Below are 18,804 nucleotides of genomic sequence, written 5' to 3' on the forward strand. Positions count from 1 at the left end.
ACCGCTCAGGCGGCCTGATTTACCAGCAGCGAAAACCCAATCTCCCAGGAGTAAGGGTAGCGATACTCCTGGGAGATCTTACCTCAAAAAAATGCTTGATGCCTGCGGTCCACAACGGATGCGTACTCTCGCTCGGCTACGTCCTCCTAAAGGGTGGGCCGTCGGAGCGGGCGGCCGCCCTGGTCGTCTTGTGCGCCTCTATCCTGAGCCCGCTGGTCGTCAATTCAGGTCCCCAAATATGGCGTGGAAGCGAGATTGGCATCTTTTTGGTCGACCTCGGCGCCTTGATAGCCTTTGGCGCCATCATGCTTGTGAGCGATCGCTTCTGGCCGATCTGGACGACGGCGTTCCAGCTGCTCACAGTTTTGGCGCATGTGGGTCCGATCTTTCGGGCGAAGAGCATAGCGATCCCTTTCGCCTTCGCCGAACAGGCGTGGAGTTGGGTGATCCTCACCCAGATGATCGTCGTCACGGCGATGTTGTCGCGGAGGCGGCCGCCGAAGCCCGACGCGCGCTAACCGACTTTCTTGGACTGAGCATCGGCACCAAGGATGCTGCGCCGCTCGCGGCACGCCTGCTGGACCGTTATGGCTCTGTAGGCGCGATACTGTGCGAGATCACCGAAGGCGACTGCCCGCTGCTCCGCGACGCACCGCAGATCATGCTGCTTCTCCGGGGCGCGCGCCGACTGATGCTGTGTTCGCTAAAGGCGGATTTCACGCCTTCTGCCTTGGCGCATCCGCAGGCGGTTATCGATTACATGCGCATATCCATGGCCTTCCCCCGGCAGGAAAGGGCGCGGGTCCTCTATCTGGACGCCGGGTGTCAACTCATTGTGGATGAAGTGGTCAATATTGGCTCTGCGGGCGCAGTCTGGCTTCCCTTGACGAACATTGTGCGGAGAGCCTTCATGCTCGACGCGAGCGGGCTCTTTCTTATTCATAATCATCCGAGTGGCGACCCCACGCCCAGTATTCATGATCGTCACGCCACCGACATGCTGGCAGAGCGTCTGGCTGCTCTGGAAATCATATTCCATGATCATCTGATCGTCGGGCGTTCCGGATGGGTCAGTTTTCGTGCCTTAGGTTGGCTTGGGACACCGCGCACCTTTACCCGCCCTTCGACGGGACTTCGGGAATAATGAACAGGCGCGATCCCATGCGGCGCAGGTCGTTCCTGTCCCCACGCGCTGATCCCGCCACCATCAGATTTGCGCGAAACCTTCTTGTGGCGCGGCGCAGGCGGGATGAAATTCTCAACGATTACACCTTCAGCGATGCCGAATGGTCCATGCTTGTCGATCTGTTCCTTGCTGCCGAGGAAGGCGCGCTCCTCTCGCTTTCCAGCGTCTATGCGATAGCGCCGGTATCGAAGGCGACGGCGCTCAGACTCATCGCCGGGCTCGTCGAGAGCGGCCATCTCTTGCGTGCGAACGACCCAGCGGACGGCCGGCGAAGTTTCGTGCAGCTCTCGCCTGAAACCCATGTCCTGCTCGACAAGGCCCTGTCGAAAATGCGCCGGATAATCGTGGACGAGAATGGGCCAAAAAATTGAAGGGACGTTGGGGATGACATCTTCCTAAACCTCGCCTCTTCTTGCGCATCATCCGCCATATGGGAACCGCCGCGGATGGAATCGTCCGCAATGCAGGACGAATTCAGTCTTGTGCAGCGGCCCGCGCATAGGTGCGCAGTTTACATTCAAGTGGATGTCAGCAAAACGGACAGGCCGAATACTAGCAAGGGGTCCGATCATGGCCGAAGACGCACAGCTCGATATCACTGCCCTGACCGTTCAGTTGCTGAGCGCTTTTGTCGCCAATAATAGCGTGCCGAGCGAGGCGCTTGCTGATCTTATCAAATCTACTCGCGCGGCTCTTGCAGACGACAAGACGCCCACAGCTCCCGCGGATGGAAGTACGGACCATATACCGGCCGTCTCTGTGCGGAAAAGTTTAGCGTCGCCTGACCATATTTTGTCCTTGATTGATGGCAAACCATACAAAACCCTGAAACGCCATTTGACGTCAAACGGGCTTACTTTCGAAGAGTATCGCGATCGCTACAATCTGCCAAAAAGCTATCCGTCCGTTGCACCGAATTTTGCGGCGGAAAGGCGCGCGGTAGCAGCCAGGATTGGTCTGGGACGTAAAAAGCCGGCCCAAATAACCGAGGCCGAGGGCGCGGCACCGTCGCCACAGGACGAGCCGGCGCAGGCAGTCACCACGGCGCCGAATGCCCGCAAACCCGCTCGCAAGAAAACCGGTCCCATCAGCGAGGTGGTATCATTGCCCTCTGCAGTCGCAAAAGAGACACCATTGGCCGAAGCCCCTACGACGCCAAACGACAAAAAGCCCCGTAAGCGACTGTCCATTTCCATGCCGCAAACCGCTGATGTCGCCCCAATTGATGCCGCTCATCCTTCTCCCACAGAGGTTCCGAATCCGGCGCCCACCAAACGACCTAGAGGGCCGGCCAAAACGAAGGCGACGGCAGAAACGAAACAGAAGCGGACGACGATCCCGAAGTCAGAGGCGGCGGCCAAGCCGCGGGCTGTTAAGCCAAAGCCGTTGCCTGTTGCCGACACCTGATGCTGTGATCTGACAGGAGTGCTGCGCAGTGCAGTTTCCTTGTCACGGATCGAAAAGCAGGACTGCCGGAGAAGACTAGTGGACGCCCTTAACGCATCCGCTTCCCGCACCAATATGTTGTGGGTCGGCCCCACCGTCGCCTGACGGTCGAGGGGCTTGAAACAGGCGTATCTGATGGATTTGACCCGACATAAAGAATTTCCCGGGCCGGAAAGCATCCGCTCTCCGCAACAAAGGGGTTTCGGTGTTTTCGATCCGGTAGCAGCGCGTCCTCATATCACCTGGCTGCCAATTTCAGCAAAACTGGCGCGGCGCGCCATCACACTGCTGACTTCCTTTACCAGTCGGTTGACAACCGCCGCCTGCAAAGGTCCCGCCCACTCTTTTCGGACCTCAGTGCCATCGATGCCATCAAGCTCTTCAAGCGCAGTCACGAGCAACAAGGGCAAGCCCTTGAACATCTCGCTCAACATGGTGATTACTGAGGTGTACCGCGTCTCATCGATGAATGTATCACCCTGAAAAGTCTCCGCTCGAATGATGGCTTGCAGAATATTGATATCGAGCGCTGCCAATATCTTCTCGAGTTCAATAAGCGTCATAGATGCACGCTTGTCCGGGTTCCGATGCAATAAATTCGACAAGCGCGACTTACTTATGCCTGTGAGCAATGCCAACTTGCGATAGCCTAGCGAATTGCTTGTCATCAAGCCGTGAATCACTGAAACATAGTAGCGATGCATGCCAAGATCCGCTTCCGTTATCGGCGCATTCCCTTTGGGAAAGGCAAGGGATGTCATAGCGGCCCCCTGTTCCATCTAAGCCCTAGACAAATCACAGCGCGGGATCGCACGCAACGGATTGCGGCGGGAATTGGGCTCATACTGATCCTAAAAATTGCGGCGACCGCGTACTTTTGCTGCAAAAAACACTCCAAGTCCAAACCTTGCCGCCGACGGCCGTTATCGATCACGCGCACAGAGCCAGACGCGCGAGCCGCGATGTTCAGGTGGTGGGCAACAAGCGCGCGAGCGCCTCTGTCGCCGTTTGCACAGGCAAGAAGACACGGGTTTTGTATTGGATGACTTCGGTGAAGCAACCAGCCGATTTAAGCATGGCGATCTGTTGTGGGGGAGCCCCCACGAGCTCGATGCGCGGCGTACCGTTTACTAGCGCACGTCTGATGGTCATTGGAAAGGGTCGCGAGATGTCCACCGCGCGACCTGAGAAGGCGGACTTCACGATATCTTGCGGCGACAGGTTTTCGGCCCGGCCGAGGCCCAGCTTGGTGAAGAGATGAACGACATGTTCGTCGAACACCAAGCGGCCAAGCCAGCTATTGCCGTCCTTGTCGGCGATACGGTTGACGACGAGATGATCGCTTGGAAGCGCAGACCAGATCGGCAGCAAAAGTCCGGTCGCAAGCCGGACGGTCTCGGTGTCGATCTTGTTTGCGGCCTCCAACGCCTCTTCGCGCCATTTGGCCACAAAAGCCTCGCGGTCGATCGCAGCCCACGCGCTCTCGAACAGCGCCTGCTCGCGCATATATTCGCGGCGCGTCGGCCGCATCAGTTCGATGCGGGGAATGGGCGTCCCGTCTTTTTCCTCCATGAGGGCGCGGGCACGCGTCTGAAGCGCGACCTTTCCGGATTTGGTGTTGATCAGGAAAGCGGCTGTCGCATCGCCGTCGGCAATATGCAGTATCCGTTCCAGAGAGACGGGCACGCGCCTATGCTCGATCTCGATCGTCAGCAGATGGGAGGTTGCCCCGCTGACCGGGTCGGTGCGAAGCAATGTGTCGTCGATGAGGGTGGCTTTGTCGACCAGGATGGTCTCGACACCTACGTCAAGACGACCGGCATCGCGGGCGGCCGCCACGCGGGTCTCTACAAGCGAAAGGAATTCGTCGAAGATCCTGTTCTGCAGGCCGATTGGCATGGCGAGGATGCGGTTGAGCCACCGCTGGATGGGCGGGAGCTCTTCCTTCATCACCCCATCCTTGTCGCAAAGCTCTAGGCCGGTCCGGCGTTCGAAATCAGCGTGGCTGACGCTCGAGAGCTTGCCGCCGACGAGCAGGTGGAACCAGCTGACGAGGGCTGCGCAGGCATATTCGCTTTCGAGATTGTCAGCCGGGTCGAACAGGTTCTGCCCGCCGGTCTGTCGCTGACCTCGCGTGAGTGCGCCCAGGCTGTCGAGCCTGCGCGCGATTGTGCTGGTGAAGCGGAGTTCGCCTTTGCAGTCCGTGGTGACGGGCCTAAACAACGGCGTGCTGGCCTGATGGGTCCGGTGGGTGCGGCCAAGGCCCTGGATCGCACGATCAGCCCGCCACCCGGGCTCAAGCAGCAAATGGACGCGCTGCTCCTGGTTCGCGACCTCCATGGAGGCGTGATAGGATCGCCCGGTGCCGCCCGCATCCGAGAATATCAGCATACGCTTGCGGCCTTCCATGAAGGCCGCCGCCTCGGCCTGGCTGGTGCGCGTCGATCGGGACTCGAGCTTCTGTCGCCCATCGCCCGTCGAGATCAGGCGCTTGGTGCGTCCGGTCACCTCGGCGACACGATCGTGGCCGAAATGCTCAAGGAGGCCATCGAGCGCCGACATGATGGGCGGTAGCGCACAAAGATGCTCTATGAGCTGGTCGCGCGCAGCTTCCGCATCCGTATTATAGACCGGGTTGCCGGCCTCGTCCTCCATAGGGACTGATCGGGACGTGCCAGTGTCGTCCGTGAAGATGCGCATTTGCCGGGTCGGGAAAGCACGCTCGAGATAGTCGATGACATATTCTTTGCAGTCGAGATTTATGTCGAGCGGTTCGCGCGCAGGCGCGGATTTACGGGATGAAGACATCGGTTTTACTCCAGATAATTAAGGTGACTGGATGCCAGGCGCGCTACGGCCCCGGGGCGATGCTCGTTTTCGAACGTCGTTGAGCATCATGATCAGCGGATCCGCTGGCGGCCTGAAGCGGCCTGGCTTGACCAATGGCGACCCATGCGCAGCGAGGATTTGCAGCTTTTCCTCGGGGTCGGCCCGCAGATAGGCTTCCGTGCTCTGGATACTGGCATGCCCAAGCCAGAGCGCCACTTTGCGGATGTCGCCGGTCGCAGCGAGCGTGTGCATCGCGCAGGAATGCCGGAGCACGTGGGGCGTGACCCGCTTGCGCAGCAGCGACGGCTGCTTCTTCGCCGCCGTGGCTACATGCTTGGCGAGCCTGAACGCAAATCCGTCGCGCGTCATCGGCTCGCCATGAGCGTTCAGAAATATCTCCATCGCCTGACATTGCGGGCGAACAGCAAGCCAGGCCCGAAGACTTGCCTGTGTCTCGCGCCAGAGAGGGAGGATGCGTTCGCGCCGCCCCTTGCCGATGATGTGGACCGTTGCGAGCGAGCGTTCCGGAAAGTCCTGCATCTGTAGCGACAACAACTCGGCGACCCGCAGACCGCCAGCGTAGGCGAGGTGCAACATGGCGCGATCCCGGGTGCCCAGGCGAGACTGAGGATCGGGTGCATCGAGCAGCGCGGTGATCTCGTCCCGCGTCAGATAGTCGATCAGGGTCGTGTCGGTCCGCTTTGTCGGCACGGCACGTACACGCAGCGCGAGATCGAGGCAGGCTGGGACGCGATACTCGACGTAACGGAAGAACGCCCGGATCGCCGCAAGCCTGGCATTGCGGGTTCTGGGACTGTTCTTCCTTGCCTCCTCCGAATGGTCGAGAAACGCCATGATCAGCGCGGGATCGAAATCCTCAATCGTCAAGTCGGTGGGGCGCCGCTTCAGGTGGTTGGCTGCGAACCGGACCAGAAGCGCGAAGCAGTTCGCGTAGGTCGTCACCGTATGTGGGCTGACGTTGCGTTCGCGAGGCAGATGTTCGCGCAGGAACGCAGCGAGATGGGTGGCGAGCGCGGTCATGCTGCGTCTCCTCGGAAAAGCTGCTCACCTGCTGCGGCGATGTCACGAAGGAGGACCGGTGTTGCTTCGAGATACCAGTATGTGTTGGCTACATCCGTATGGCCAAGATAGGTGCTGAGCGCTGCTAAGTGATGCCGGATCGCCTCCCGATCGTGCTGGCAGGACTCCAGCGACCGAACGGCGAAGGTGTGCCTCAGGTCGTGGACGCGAATGCCCTTGGTTCCGGTCGGACCGCGGAAACCCAGCTTACGAGCCAATCTGACGAAGACGATGTGAACGACCGTCTGGTGTGGCGCCCGGCCTCTCGTGGTGACGAACAGATCATCGCCGCGGGCGTTCAGCCTTCTGCGAATGCTGAGATACGTATCGAGCGCCTCTCGCGTTGATGGCTGGATCGGCAGGAGGCGTTGCTTGCCGAATTTGCCGTTCCGGATAACGAGGCCGTCGTCGACCACATCATTACACTGGAGTGCGAGCGCCTCGGATATCCGCAGGCCGGTCGTCGCCAGCAGGCCGAACAGGTAGTGGTAAGTATGCGGGCTGATCTTGCCTTTGGGCGGAAGATCAAGGGCGGCCTGCATGATCGCTCTGAGTTGTTCGGGCTCGATGATATGTGGTGTCGGGCGGCGTCGCTTCCCTCTTCCGAAGACGCCTGCTGGCGGCACCTGATGCTGCTGATCCTCGGCATGGGCATAGAGGCAGAAGCGGCGGAGGTGGTCGAACCTGTCCCGGGCCACGTTCTGGGAACTGGCCGATCGGCACCAATCGTAGATCCGCTCGACTTTGATGTGCCGATCGCCGAGGTCGTTGGCATAGCTGGCAAAGAGACGGAGCCACCGTTCCTGCGCGTCAAACTTGCGGCCGAAACTGCGATGTAACGCGACATAGCGTTCGATCTGAGCGTTCATCATGCCGCGTCTCCCGGCCAATCCTGAGCGACCTTGAGCAGCATCGGGACGTCGACCTTGGCGTAGATGGCGGTGGTCGCCGGGGAACGGTGGCGCAGGATCGTGCCGACCGATTCAAGGCCGGCGCCGGCGCGCAGCATCCGTGTTGCCAGCGAATGCCGGAAGGCATGGGCACCCGTCGGCACGCCCTCGATGGCGCCCCGATGGAATACACGCGCTACGATGCCTGCGATCTCGGCCGACGAGTTGAACGGCCGGAATGGAGGTTGCACCCGAACGAACAACCGCTCCTCGTCTATCGGTGGGCGGGCCCGCTCGATATAGTCGAGGATCGCATCCCCTACATCCTGGGGCAGCGGCAGGCGATCGGGCCGCCTGCTCTTGCCGCAAACCCTCAGACATCCTTCGTTCCAGTCGATATCCGCTAGACGGAGCTGCCAAATGTCACCGGCTCGCAGGCCGAGCCTGGCAAGTAGAAGGATGATGGCCTTGTCACGAATCTCGACCGCAGTATCGGTTTTGCAGGACGCAATGATCCCCTCGACCGTCGCCTCGTCCATATAGCGTGGCAGGGTGCCGAGCCGATAGCGCCTGATGGGCGGAAAGGCATGTTGCAACGCCGCGTCACACTCCCCGCGTGAGACAAGAAAGCGCACATAGCTCCGTATGATGCCGGCGACGGTCGGTGCAGAACCGGGCACCTCGGTGATGCGGTGGCTAACGATTCTTCTGATGGTAGCCGCGTCCAGATCCGATGGCGGACCGAGCAACAAATACCAGCGCTTCACTTCGTCGCTGTAACGACGGATCGTCGCAGCCGAACTGCCGCAATGGGCCTTCAGCCAAGCCTTATAGGCTGTCAGATCCTCGTCTTCATACGGTTGGCTCTCTGCCTGCGGAAGTATCTGCCGGTCGCGCAAAAATCCAAGGAAGCGCCGCGCGCCCTTACTGCGGCGTAACGGACCGTGATGGCCGATCAGCGTTCCGCGCTTGCGGTAAACCGGGCAACGACAGCTGTGGCCAGCATACAAGGCAACATGCTTATCAGTGACATCCTGCCAGCGCAGGCGAGAAACGCGCACCCACGCGGCAAAGTGCGCTGCCTCCGAACGGTAGCTCTTGATGCTCGCCGCGCTGTAATGCTCCTGCACGAGGAATGTCGCGTAATCCGCCAACGCCGTGTCCAGATGATCGATATCATCGGGCACGGCGACCATACCCCGGTCCTCCAGGAAGCGAACAAACCGCCGAACCTTGCTGGTGAACTTCGGACGGTTGGGCTCATGGCGGGAAAAACCCCGACAGCGACACCGATGCTTCTCGAAGCGGCGGACGACAGCGTCATCAACAATCGAGACCGCGATGCCCTGCTGATCGATCCAGTACAGGAAATGGCGAGCGGCCGTTTTGTAAAGCCCCGCTGCAACTGCCGCAGTCCCCAGAAGAGAAGAGTGGAAGGCGGTGGATAGAGTATCTGGGGTGGGAGTGTCTCCCGTCCAGGGCTTGGGCCGTCCGTATGAAACGACCGTTTTTGGCGACGTCATAGATCCTCCAGCTTGTTGGGGCTGGGGGCACCTTAATTATCTGGAGTAAAATCGATGTCTTCATCCCGTAAATCCGCGCCTGCGTGCGAACCGCTCGACATAAATCTCGACTGCAAAGAAACCCTGTTATCTGGATCTCCAGATAACAAGGTTTCGCGAGGGGACAGGTCGATCTCCAGTTCCGCGCGCTCGTCGGGGCCGAGCGCGCCAAGACGGCGATCAAGGATGGACTCGGCGGTCGTGACGAGTTGCATCACGACGGATTGTCCGCTCTCGAGGTGCTGCTGGGCCGCGGCGATCACGGTTGGCAATTTCATCGAGAGCAGGACCTGGCCGAAGAATCGCTGTTTGGTGGATTCGAACCGCGAGCGGGCCGATGCCTTTGCGCCGCTGTTAAGCGTGGCGTCCTCAAGGCCGTCGACCACGGCCGTCAGTTCGAGCGCTTTTTCCATGTTCTGATGAATGATCGACCAGGCATCAGCATAGGTGTCGTAAATTTCGATCTGTGCCGGAGTGAGTTCGTGCTTGAGGATTTCATATTCGACGCCGACAAAACTGAGCGCGCGTGCCATGTAGAGGCCTGTCGCCTTGAGGTCGCGAGCGACGAGCTCCATTGCCGCGATGCCGCCTTGGCGGATGCTGCTGATGAATTGCTCGCGGTCTGCAAAGGCGGTCTCGGGACCCCACAGGCCCAGGCGGACCGCATAAGCAAGATTGTTGACGTCGGAGGCTCCCGTTGCGGAAGCATAGAGCACCCGCGCGCCCGGGAGATGGTTCTGCAGGAGGACGCCGCATATCCCCTGCTGAGAGCCCTCCTTCGCGCCGAGGGCGCCCTCCCCGCCTGCTACGCCGCCCATCTCATGGGCCTCGTCGAACGCGATGACGCCCTCGAAGCCAGCCCCCGCCCAGTCGGTGATCTGCTTCAACCGACTGTGATCGCCCCGGAGGGATCGCAACGTAGGATAGGTTACCAGCAGTACACCCTGCTCGAGCTTGATCGCCTCGTCGATCTTCCAGTTGGAGATGGGCTGGATATCGCCGGTCAGCCCGCCAAGTGCGGTCCAGTCCCTGCGAGCGTCTTCCAGCAGTGGCGCATTCTTGGTCACCCAAATGCTGCGCCGGCGGCCCTGCAACCAGTTATCGAGAATGCAGGCCGCGATCTGGCGTCCCTTTCCGGCACCTGTGCCGTCGCCGAGAAAGAAGCCCTTGCGATAGGCATTGCCATCTTCGGCGAGGGTCAGGCCGACGCCTTCCTTGTTGGGCTTGAAGCGCCCGGGAATGGTTTGTGACCAAGCATGGCCGGCGTAAACGACGGTCTCGAGCTGAGAGGAGGACAATAACCGCTCAGCGACGGTGCGCTCGGGCAGGCAAGGCACATAATGGGGGATCGGCGCGGGGATCGATCCCATCGCGACCGATTCGACAAGGGCGGTCGGGTGCTCGCCGGCCTTGTCGAAGACGATGCGGCTAGGCCTGTAAGGCAGATAGACGCCCGTTTGATCGAGCAGCGGCGCTGGCGCTTCGAGCTTGGCATAGCCGACGGGAAGGACATGGTTGCGAACTGGCGAGTGGTAGGGTCGCGGCGCGGGCGGGCTGCTTTTGACTGCGCGGAACATGGGGACGCCACCAGAACGCTTCGGTCGCGCGGCCGGGAGGTCTGTCCGCGCTGGCGCGCGTTCGGGAACGACCAGGATATCGAGGAGATCGGCGACGGAAGAGCGCTGGATGATTGCTGCTGGCGCTTTGCCCGGCAGCTTGTCGATGACGATCAAGCGCACCGCGATCGAAGTACCATGTTTATGATAGGATTTCTCGAGGCGGATCGCGGTCCTGACCGTCACATCGCGCAATATGGTCTCATACTGATCCCGTATCCGTGCGGTCGGACTGAACCAGTCAGGCATGATGGCGACCAAACGGCCGCCAGGGCGAAGGCAGCGCAGCGCCGCCTGAAAGTGGCGCACTGCCGCATAGTCGTCCGCCCCTCGACCCAGCGACCGGGAAAAAGGCGGGTTCATGAGGATCAGGGTGGGCCGCTCGCCGTGGCCAAGGGTGGAGTTGAGGGTGGCGCCGTCTTGGCCGGTAATGACCGCGTCCGGGAAGACGTCGACAAGACGGCGGCGGCGCGCCGGGTCCAGTTCGTTGATACGGAGCGCCTGATGATCACCCAGGTGGGCGACAAGCAGGCCGTTTCCGGCGCTGGGCTCGAGGATGATGTCGTCAGACTGGACATTGGCGAGGAGCATGGCGATAGCGGCGATGTCGATCGGTGTTGAAAATTGCTGCCATTCGATCTGTTCTTCACTGCGGACGGTTTGCGTGGGCAGGCGGCCGGCCAGGTCTATGATCGGTCGAACATCGTCAAAGGAGGCAAGGGGTCGGTCGGACGCGCGGACGTGCAAGGCGATCGCGTGCTCGAGCACTTCGAAGCTGTCGCGCTGGGTCCATCGCCCTTCGGCATCGGTGCCGCCATGTGCGGCGATCATCGCTGCGTTGAGATGGCGTCGAGATATCGGCTTGCCCGAGTTCAGAAGTGGAACGAGCTGGCGCGCGGCTTCGAGATCGGCGCGATTCGCCGCGTGAAAGAGGTCGGTCATTTGGGGATCTCCTGCGTGGCTGCACCCTCGGCAGCCTCACATTCCCGATCCCCCTCCCCTCCTCCGGCGCGAGGAGCCTAGATTCGACTGCGCTGGGCGCGAGCATCGAGCGCTTTTGCCCAATCCTTGAATTCCGGGGGTGGCGGGAAGCGCCGGATCAGGAGACCGCGCCGTCCATAGTCTAGCTCGGCCTGGACCGCGGCGCGTCTGCCCTCAGGATCATTGTCTTCAGCGATCAGCAAGGTGGTGACACGCGCTGGAATGACGAGCTGATTCAGCCGTCGAGTTCCAAGCGATGCCCAGCAGGGAATATCGTTGAGACGAGTGAAGGCGTCAGCAGTTTCGAATCCTTCGGCGATCGCCAGGGTCGCTTCCCCTTCCCTGCCGCGCCAAGCGCCCGATAACGGTGTCCCGAGCATGACCTTACGGATATAACCGGCGGTGGCCTCGTCGAGGAGGATGCGCTGGATTGCCGTGAGCTTGCAAACCTCTCGCACGGCGACGAGCAGCGCCGGCAGAAAGACGGTTTTCGGCTTCGGGAGATATGGGCAGCGCGGATGGAAGCGAACATCGGGCGGTGGCGGCAGCAGATTGCGGCGCGCCAGATAGCGTTCGGCAAGTGTCCCTTTCACGTCGATTGCCTCGTCCCAGAGCCTCTGGACGTTGGCGGTGCGCGGCGGGTGCGATGGATCTGGTCGCACAGAATGCTGGCCAGGTCGAAGGCGGCGCAGTTCGCGCAGGACATCGTCACGCGAGCAGCCGGCGAAACAGGTGACGAGGATGCTTCGATCGCCTTGGCGGAGGGAGAGGCTCGGGTCCCTGTCGGCATGCGCGGGGCAACGACACATCGCGACATAACCACTCCAGCTGCCGCCAAGGGTACCGACGATGTCAACGAGCTCCTGTGTGGGTCGTCTGGCTGTAAGCGGCATAACGGTACCTCCTTACAAGCTCGGCCCCCCTCCCCTTTTCCTCTTCCAATCGTTGGAGGCAGACTCGCCCGCGGCCGTCCTCATGCGAACGGCTCGGAGATCATCGGTCAATCGTCGGGCCGATTCGCGCGGCGCTCGGCGTAGCTGATGACGAAGGCTTCCCAAACGCGAAGCCATTCCTTCTCGGTGCGCTCCTTCTTGAAATTCGGGCAACCCTTGCGGAAAGCGGCCGCCATATCGTCGACCGCCCAGGGTTTGCCCTTTGTCAGACCGATCTGGCGGTAAGGTGATTCGCGGGTGCCGTATGAAAGCGTGCCGACCGGGAAGGCGAGAAGCGGCTCGATGTCCTTTGCTGAGCTGGTGGCAAGATCGCGGCGGGATTTGACCGATGATCTCGGTGCCGTTTGCGGTGCCGCCGCACCGATCAGCCTAAGATGTGGTCCGACCAGCTTGCGTTCGAGCGGCGCGGGCGATGGGTGCAGAACAACTTTTCGGCCTGACAGGTCGACATTTGCATTTGGGTAGACTGCAGACACGATCTGCATTGTCTCGCGGACGGTCTGGCGAAAACGCTTGCTGTCCGCCTCATTGCCCAGGTGCTTGGCGAGCTGATCCCAGGAAATCACCTGTCCCTTGTCCGAACCGATCCGGGGCAGTCGATAGGCGAGATAAGTATAAAGATCGAGCGCGGTTGGGGTGCCCTTAAGTTCGCGAATCGCCACTTCGTTTAAGGGCACTGCATGCTCGATGAGGTGGCTATAGAAGCCTTCTGACATACGGATTTCGCGGGCAAACGAGCCGTTCTTATCCAGTGAGCCGGCATATTCGTTCGAAATTTTGACATCGCGCACCGCAAAGGCGTTGTCGTCAGTCCCCGTCCCGTCCCAGCGAATCTGCCATTCACATGCCAACAGCCGATCAACCTGTTCCCGCATCAGATTGGCCGTGCCGCGAGGGCCGTATGACACCGTCTGGTAGCCCAGACGGCGCATCCACTCGGTGAAATTCCTGCCGAGATAGACGTCGCGCGACTGCTTCATCACCGCCTGCGACAGAAGGTATATCAGCGCGACCCTGGGGTACGCTCCATATGGAACGCCAAGGCTTCGCATGATCGACTTGCCGTCGATATTCTGAAGTACCGGTCTTGGGTTGATCGCCAGCGCATATTTACCGTCTTCTCGGACGATCGGCTGTGTATCGTCCTTTGGACGCTTGGTCGGCAGCGACATTGCACAAAGCGCTGAATGGAGAAACGCTGGAACCGGCTCTTCGTCCTGGACGCGGAGAAAGGCGTCGAGCGTAAGTTGGGTACCGGCCGTTACAGCGAGCTTGCGCACGCCCTCTTCGCCGCCGTTTAGCATGGCTAGTGCGTATTGGTGTCCAAGTGGACTATGCTGATCCCCATTCATGATCTGCCCTTCCCCCCGAATCCGTCGAGGGCTGTGATGAGCACGTTTCAACAGGTCTAGGGATCAAAATCAACCCTCTTGGCAGTTTGGGACGTCAATTGCCGCTGAGACTTGCAAAATGACCGATGATGTCGGGTCCGTTTTGCGTTCCTGATCCCCTGCCCTGCCCAAAACCTCAAAAATCAAACGATTTTGGAATCGGTTTTTTATAGGGTGATTCTAGTAATAGGTATGTGCACCGAGATCATCGGTCGATCGGCACCGAGATCATCCGTTTACCGCACTGAGATCATCGGAAAGTACCGAGATCATCGGTAGCTATCCACAGGCGTGGTTTTAGTCTGCCGATCGGCAGCACCATCGCCCTCGAATCTCAAAGCGCTCCGAGATCATCGGTAGGCATATGCGGCGCAGGGTGGAGAGAGCTATCCGGGAAAGCAACGGCTCGGAGATCATCGGTCACGTTGTAACTGTGATGGCCTTATTGTTGCTCAAAACTGCCAACACGGCTAATGTGCCCGCTCAAACCCACAGAAGCGGATTCCGATGGCCACTGATGCGTCCCTATCTCAAGCCGATGACCTGATGGAGGGTGGACTGGAAGTCCTTCACCGCAAGGCGCTAACTATCCTCAAACGAATTCGAGACAGTGCCCTTGATCCTGATACTGGGCAGAAGCGCGGACCCACCTTTCCGATCTCCAAGGCTGCCGCATTAGTCGGCCGGACGGCTTCGGCGGTGCGTGAAGCAGAGCGAGACGGTCGCCTCCCGGAACGAGACCGGACAGGATCGGGTCATCGGGTCCAATATAGTCTGGAGGAACTCGACCACATGCGGGAGGTATTTGGCACGCGCCCCTGGCGGGAGCCGACGGACACGCCTGCAATCATTTCTGTCTGCAACTTCAAGGGTGGCGTAGGTAAGTCGACGATTGCACTCCACCTTGCGCAACATTTCGCGATACATGGCTACCGTGTACTCTTTATCGACTGCGACAGCCAGGCATCCTCGACAATGATGTTTGGCTATCGGCCAGATGTCGACCTCGAGGAGGAGGACACCTTATATGGGCATTTCCACAACCCGGAATTGCTTGGCCTGCGCAAGATCATCCGCAAGACGCATTTCCACAACCTGGATCTGATCCCTTCAAATCTGAGGCTCTATAATCTCGAATATGAGATTGCAGGCTATATGGCCAAGAACCAGAATATGGAGATCATCGACCTGATCGCAGAGGCGATCGACACGGTAGTCGAAGATTATGATGTCGTGATCATGGATCCGCCGCCTGCGTTAGGCATGGTTTCGATGGCGGTGCTACAGGCCGCCAATTGCATGGTGATCCCCGTTCCCCCTAGCCTCGTTGACTTTGCCTCCACGGTCTCCTTCATTGACATGACCCGAACGACGATGAAGCAGCTGGAGCAGATTGCCGGACGAGGCAGGCCCGCCTATAATTTCATCAGGCTTGTCGGCAGCCGTGTCGATGAAACCAAGTCAATGCATCGGGAGATTCTCTCGATGATGCGGCAGGTCTTTGGCGGCTCGATGACCCAGTCGGTGATGGTAACGAGCGCAGAGATCGACAACGCTAGCTCGCGCATGAAGACGGTGTTCGAGCTTGAAAAGCCGGTTACCTCTCATGAAGTTTACAACCGGTGCATGAAGCATTTGAACGATGTTTGCCAGGACATTGAAAAGGACGTGCTGCGCACTTGGGCAAGCAGGGTAGGGGGCGGCATTTGAGGAAAGTTGCCACGTGCCAATATCCGCAGTTGGTGCAATAATAACCTATCAGAAGCTGGGCATTCGAGGCCCGACACGAGCGGAGTTGCCACGTGGCAACTCTATATATAAGCGAGCAAGAGCAAGGCGATGACTATGGATACCGTGTGGAGCTACCATAGGGATTTGTCTCCTCAGATCGTCTACGAAACCCCCGAGTTGCCACGTGGCAACTCGGGCTCCAGCTGGGAATTTGGGACGGCTGCAATTGACGAAGGAATGGGCCGATGAGCAAAGGAAATAAGGGCTTCGGCTCACAATTTACCGAGGGTCTTGATGACGAGGAAAATCTCGACAAGGCGATGCCTGCGGAAGGCATCATGGCGAGCCGCAGCCAGACGCTAGCGCGCATTGCCACCGGCAAGTCCGTTGCCGATAGGACTGAGTGGGTCGATCCGGCAAGGTGCCGCCCATGGCGCATGCATAACCGTGACCTGGATCATCTCACCGAAGAGAGCTGCCGAGACCTGATCGATTCATTTCTTTCCGCCAAGAAGCAGCGAATTCCGGCGATCGTTCGCAAGCTGAAGGACGACCCTGATTATGACTATGAAATTGTAGCAGGCGTCCGAAGGTGGTGGACTGTAAAATGGCTTCGCGCTCATCATCACCCGGAATACGAATATCTGGTGACGATCCAGAGCGTAACCGACGAGGAAGCTTTTAGGGTTTCCGACGTCGAGAACCGGTCTCGGAAAGATATTTCGGACTGGGAGCGTGCCAAGGAATACACAATCGCTCTGGTCGAGTTTTACGACGGCTCACAGTCACAAATGGCCGAGCACCTCAATCTGTCAAAATCCTGGCTTAGCCGCTTGCTGGACGTGGCCCGCCTTCCCGAGGAACTCGTAGCGGCTTTTTCAGACACTCATGACATCACCGTTCGTGTAGCGCGCGACATCAAGCCGCTTGCTGGTGACGCCAAGGCCCTGTCAAAAATGCGGGACGAAGCTGAACGTATCGAGGAACTGCGGACAAAGGAGGGGCTTAAGCTCAGTGGGGCAGAGGTTGCCAAGCGCCTGGTCAAGGCAACCGTTGAGCCAGTGGCGAAAACTAACCCCGAAAAGGAGCTTGCCGGTGAAGATGGCAAGTTACTGCTGCGCTACACGAAGGTGAGGGGAGGGGGCCTGACCATCAAAGTGCCCGCCAAGACTGGCGCTACGGCACGTGAGTTGCTTAAGGCGATTGAGGGCCTGTTAGGTGAGAGATAGCGCCTTATCCAATGGCGTAAGCTGCTGCGAACTACCCTAGGTCGAGTATTAATCTGTGTGACGATTGTCCGATGCGATATCTGAGATGGCGGTAGTCCGCCAAGGGCGATGTCTCCCAGCGCTATTGCCAAGTGCATATGCGCCTGTGGATAAGGAGGGCAATGGCGGCGCTGCTGCAGCGGTAGAACTCGCCAGCGAGACGTGCAGAATGCCACCAACTGAGGCCGGGTTCTCGCTCGTCTTTGCGGCGCAAGGGTTGGCAGAGCGATGAACAAAAAGGGAAGGGCAACGCTAGTGTTGAAAGCTTTATCAGTAAGGCTCGCGCCTTTTAAGTGTACCGTATACAGCGGCTGCCGATCCAGCATGAGCGTATTGAAGTGATTGCGTTAGCCAGGCCCAATTCCTATCGTGGTTGTGCCAGCGATTGACCTGGGTGGGGTTGCGCATGTTCGCTGAGGTGACGGCGCACATGTATGGCAGGTACGCCGCATCATTTGCCATCACAGAACAGCCGCTTTGGACGCCTTCGTTAACTGATAGTACGATGACGACGAACGAAGGCGCTCACCCAGATGTAAAGTTTTGAGAAATACTGGGATAACATACTGATAATAAATAATATAAGGTTGATCAGTCAGAGTATAAGAAACGGCACTAATCTGACGAAAAACCTGTCGGCTGCATCGCTCAGGGAATTTATCTGGCCTGCGAAGCTTGGCACCGCGATTGGCATGGCGTTGGCTATGGATCGAGACCAGCCATGGCTAGGTCGATGTGGAACGCCGTTGATGTTCGATAGCAGCCAGAAGTTTGCGCGCGCCCTGTGGCGAAACGTCCAGTAGTCTCGCGACAGCCTTGGGCTGAAGGCCAGGGTAGGCAATCTGTAGGCGAGACAGCAGTGGCGCTCTGCTGCGCTTCGTTGCGTGTATATTGGCCTGAATGCCCGCCGCTTGTCGCTCGATCCGGTCAAGATCGCGAAGACCTGCATCGACTGCCTTTCGCAGGGCGCGTTCCATCATCTTTACGAGGTCCGCCGACGTCGGCGGCATCAATTTTGGAAGCAGGATCAAGGACGGAATGACCTGCATCGTTATGCCGGCGCGGTGAAGCATGCGGGGCAGAGCAGTGGCAACCAGCCAGTTGCGATCGCGGGGTCGAGGTGGAAGATCGAGTGATCGACCATCTAAGGCGAGGACCTGGGGTCCGTCGCCAGGAGCCTCATGTGTCACCCTCATCAGTTCGATCACTCGATGGGCGATAGTCATCAGGTCGGGCCGGGGATATGGCATGTCGGCGATCTCCCGCAGCGTGCGCCATAGCGGCCCGAAATGGGCAAGATCTTCACGCCCATATTTCTCTACCTCGACGCGGTCGTCGAGCACGGAGCGGAGCATGTTGAGCGTCGCCTGCAAAACAGGATCACGCGTGTCTTCGTCGCGGCTAAGGGCAAAGTGGAAAACCGCGGAGACAGAAATCGGATCGTTGAGGCCCTCAGAGGCGCGGGGAGGGGGGCATCGGCCGGCAATCCATTCCTGGAGGGATCGCACATCAATGGGTACGCCTGCGAGGCCGGCGAGCGCAGCGGCGCCATCCAGCCGCGCGCGCGCCAGAAATATGTCCGTCGCCGGGCTATTTTGAAGGCGCCCATCCAGCCGCCCGAGGAGCATCATAGTTGTTGAAAAGCGGGATGAATCGGGCGCCGGGATCATGCCGCACCTTACCAGTATGGAAACTAAAGTCAGCAGTTGGTTTCTCATGCTAGTGCGTTATTCCTTTCAACATGTGATAATTGCAGTTATCACATATCCATATTTGACGTCTCGATATATGGCGGGGTATACATCGCGCCGATGGACCACGGAGCACAGTTCGACGATAACGTCCTAATTGCGGGGGAAACGGTGCAAGGG

The 18,804-nt window shown here is 59.3% G+C and carries 16 protein-coding genes; 7 read left to right on the forward strand and 9 right to left on the reverse strand.

Annotated elements, in window-relative coordinates:
* The 4 genes from LQ220_RS23590 to LQ220_RS23605 all read left to right on the forward strand — a co-directional run.
* On the forward strand, positions 1 to 518 hold a 518-nt coding region (locus tag LQ220_RS23590; RefSeq protein WP_354958558.1), incomplete at its 5' end, for a hypothetical protein.
* Entirely contained in the window at positions 440 to 1,144 is a 705-nt protein-coding gene (locus LQ220_RS23595) for a JAB domain-containing protein (RefSeq protein WP_230190462.1), read from the forward strand. The genes LQ220_RS23590 and LQ220_RS23595, both read left to right, overlap by 79 nt.
* 17 nt (positions 1,145 to 1,161) lie before the next feature.
* Positions 1,162 to 1,557: a hypothetical protein gene (locus LQ220_RS23600; protein ID WP_230190463.1), complete on the forward strand. Its 396-nt coding sequence runs from the start codon at positions 1,162 to 1,164 to the stop codon at positions 1,555 to 1,557.
* Positions 1,558 to 1,756: 199 nt separating this feature from the next.
* Positions 1,757 to 2,593: a MucR family transcriptional regulator gene (locus LQ220_RS23605; protein WP_230190464.1), complete on the forward strand. Its 837-nt coding sequence runs from the start codon at positions 1,757 to 1,759 to the stop codon at positions 2,591 to 2,593.
* A 272-nt stretch (positions 2,594 to 2,865) separates the two neighbouring features.
* Here LQ220_RS23605 and LQ220_RS23610 read toward each other — a convergent pair whose 3' ends face one another.
* The 5 genes from LQ220_RS23610 to LQ220_RS23630 all read right to left on the reverse strand — a co-directional run bounded on the left by LQ220_RS23610 (position 2,866) and on the right by LQ220_RS23630 (position 8,627).
* Complete coding sequence (locus LQ220_RS23610) at positions 2,866 to 3,393, reverse strand: helix-turn-helix transcriptional regulator (protein WP_230190465.1); 528 nt, start codon at positions 3,391 to 3,393, stop codon at positions 2,866 to 2,868.
* Between the two features lie 205 nt (positions 3,394 to 3,598).
* Positions 3,599 to 5,332 carry a strawberry notch C-terminal domain-containing protein gene (locus LQ220_RS23615; RefSeq protein WP_230190474.1) on the reverse strand — a complete coding sequence of 578 codons (1,734 nt, stop codon included), beginning with the start codon at positions 5,330 to 5,332 and terminating at the stop codon, positions 3,599 to 3,601.
* A gap of 126 nt (positions 5,333 to 5,458) precedes the next feature.
* Positions 5,459 to 6,502: a tyrosine-type recombinase/integrase gene (locus LQ220_RS23620; RefSeq protein WP_051743976.1), complete on the reverse strand. Its 1,044-nt coding sequence runs from the start codon at positions 6,500 to 6,502 to the stop codon at positions 5,459 to 5,461.
* A complete protein-coding gene (locus LQ220_RS23625; protein ID WP_030093215.1) occupies positions 6,499 to 7,413 on the reverse strand; it encodes a tyrosine-type recombinase/integrase in 915 nt (304 codons plus the stop codon). Before LQ220_RS23625 ends, LQ220_RS23620 begins: the two co-directional genes overlap by 4 nt.
* Entirely contained in the window at positions 7,410 to 8,627 is a 1,218-nt protein-coding gene (locus tag LQ220_RS23630; protein ID WP_230190466.1) for a tyrosine-type recombinase/integrase, read from the reverse strand. The genes LQ220_RS23625 and LQ220_RS23630 overlap by 4 nt, the downstream gene beginning before the upstream one ends.
* Between LQ220_RS23630 and LQ220_RS23635 the strand changes: the two genes are divergently transcribed.
* Positions 8,598 to 8,879, forward strand: coding sequence for a hypothetical protein (locus tag LQ220_RS23635; protein ID WP_230190467.1), 282 nt, complete (start codon positions 8,598 to 8,600; stop codon positions 8,877 to 8,879). The two genes, LQ220_RS23630 and LQ220_RS23635, sit on opposite strands and share 30 nt — an antisense overlap.
* Positions 8,880 to 8,986: 107 nt before the next feature.
* Here the strand turns inward: LQ220_RS23635 and LQ220_RS23640 are convergent, their stop codons facing one another.
* The 3 genes from LQ220_RS23640 to LQ220_RS23650 form a co-directional block, all read right to left on the reverse strand.
* A complete protein-coding gene (locus tag LQ220_RS23640) occupies positions 8,987 to 11,551 on the reverse strand; it encodes a strawberry notch-like NTP hydrolase domain-containing protein (RefSeq protein WP_354958563.1) in 2,565 nt (854 codons plus the stop codon).
* A gap of 77 nt (positions 11,552 to 11,628) precedes the next feature.
* Positions 11,629 to 12,483, reverse strand: coding sequence for a toprim domain-containing protein (locus tag LQ220_RS23645; protein ID WP_230190468.1), 855 nt, complete (start codon positions 12,481 to 12,483; stop codon positions 11,629 to 11,631).
* A 107-nt stretch (positions 12,484 to 12,590) separates the two neighbouring features.
* Positions 12,591 to 13,895, reverse strand: a complete 1,305-nt coding sequence (locus tag LQ220_RS23650; protein WP_230190469.1) for a replication protein RepA — start codon at positions 13,893 to 13,895, stop codon at positions 12,591 to 12,593.
* 546 nt (positions 13,896 to 14,441) lie between these two features.
* On the opposite strand from LQ220_RS23650, the gene LQ220_RS23655 reads away from it, so the two are divergent.
* A complete protein-coding gene (locus LQ220_RS23655; protein ID WP_230190470.1) occupies positions 14,442 to 15,644 on the forward strand; it encodes an AAA family ATPase in 1,203 nt (400 codons plus the stop codon).
* A gap of 266 nt (positions 15,645 to 15,910) precedes the next feature.
* Positions 15,911 to 16,894 carry a ParB/RepB/Spo0J family partition protein gene (locus tag LQ220_RS23660; RefSeq protein ID WP_230190471.1) on the forward strand — a complete coding sequence of 328 codons (984 nt, stop codon included), beginning with the start codon at positions 15,911 to 15,913 and terminating at the stop codon, positions 16,892 to 16,894.
* Between the two features lie 764 nt (positions 16,895 to 17,658).
* Here the strand turns inward: LQ220_RS23660 and LQ220_RS23665 are convergent.
* Positions 17,659 to 18,651, reverse strand: a complete 993-nt coding sequence (locus LQ220_RS23665) for a hypothetical protein (RefSeq protein ID WP_230190472.1) — start codon at positions 18,649 to 18,651, stop codon at positions 17,659 to 17,661.
* Between the last annotated feature and the right edge of the window lie 153 nt (positions 18,652 to 18,804).

The organism is Sphingobium sp. CECT 9361 (assembly GCF_918741285.1).
Lineage (GTDB): Bacteria > Pseudomonadota > Alphaproteobacteria > Sphingomonadales > Sphingomonadaceae > Sphingobium.

Excerpts from the sequence above, each read along its gene's own strand:
- LQ220_RS23645 (WP_230190468.1), bottom strand. The coding sequence starts at position 12,483 with ATGCCGCTTACAGCCAGACGACCCACACAGGAGCTCGTTGACATCGTC.
- LQ220_RS23605 (WP_230190464.1), top strand. The coding sequence starts at position 1,757 with ATGGCCGAAGACGCACAGCTCGATATCACTGCCCTGACCGTTCAGTTG.
- LQ220_RS23620 (WP_051743976.1), bottom strand. The coding sequence starts at position 6,502 with ATGACCGCGCTCGCCACCCATCTCGCTGCGTTCCTGCGCGAACATCTG.
- LQ220_RS23600 (WP_230190463.1), top strand. The coding sequence starts at position 1,162 with ATGCGGCGCAGGTCGTTCCTGTCCCCACGCGCTGATCCCGCCACCATC.
- LQ220_RS23625 (WP_030093215.1), bottom strand. The coding sequence starts at position 7,413 with ATGATGAACGCTCAGATCGAACGCTATGTCGCGTTACATCGCAGTTTC.
- LQ220_RS23650 (WP_230190469.1), bottom strand. The coding sequence starts at position 13,895 with ATGAATGGGGATCAGCATAGTCCACTTGGACACCAATACGCACTAGCC.
- LQ220_RS23635 (WP_230190467.1), top strand. The coding sequence starts at position 8,598 with ATGATCGATATCATCGGGCACGGCGACCATACCCCGGTCCTCCAGGAA.
- LQ220_RS23660 (WP_230190471.1), top strand. The coding sequence starts at position 15,911 with ATGAGCAAAGGAAATAAGGGCTTCGGCTCACAATTTACCGAGGGTCTT.
- LQ220_RS23630 (WP_230190466.1), bottom strand. The coding sequence starts at position 8,627 with ATGGTCGCCGTGCCCGATGATATCGATCATCTGGACACGGCGTTGGCG.
- LQ220_RS23610 (WP_230190465.1), bottom strand. The coding sequence starts at position 3,393 with ATGACATCCCTTGCCTTTCCCAAAGGGAATGCGCCGATAACGGAAGCG.
- LQ220_RS23665 (WP_230190472.1), bottom strand. The coding sequence starts at position 18,651 with ATGAGAAACCAACTGCTGACTTTAGTTTCCATACTGGTAAGGTGCGGC.
- LQ220_RS23615 (WP_230190474.1), bottom strand. The coding sequence starts at position 5,332 with ATGCGCATCTTCACGGACGACACTGGCACGTCCCGATCAGTCCCTATG.
- LQ220_RS23655 (WP_230190470.1), top strand. The coding sequence starts at position 14,442 with ATGGCCACTGATGCGTCCCTATCTCAAGCCGATGACCTGATGGAGGGT.
- LQ220_RS23640 (WP_354958563.1), bottom strand. The coding sequence starts at position 11,551 with ATGACCGACCTCTTTCACGCGGCGAATCGCGCCGATCTCGAAGCCGCG.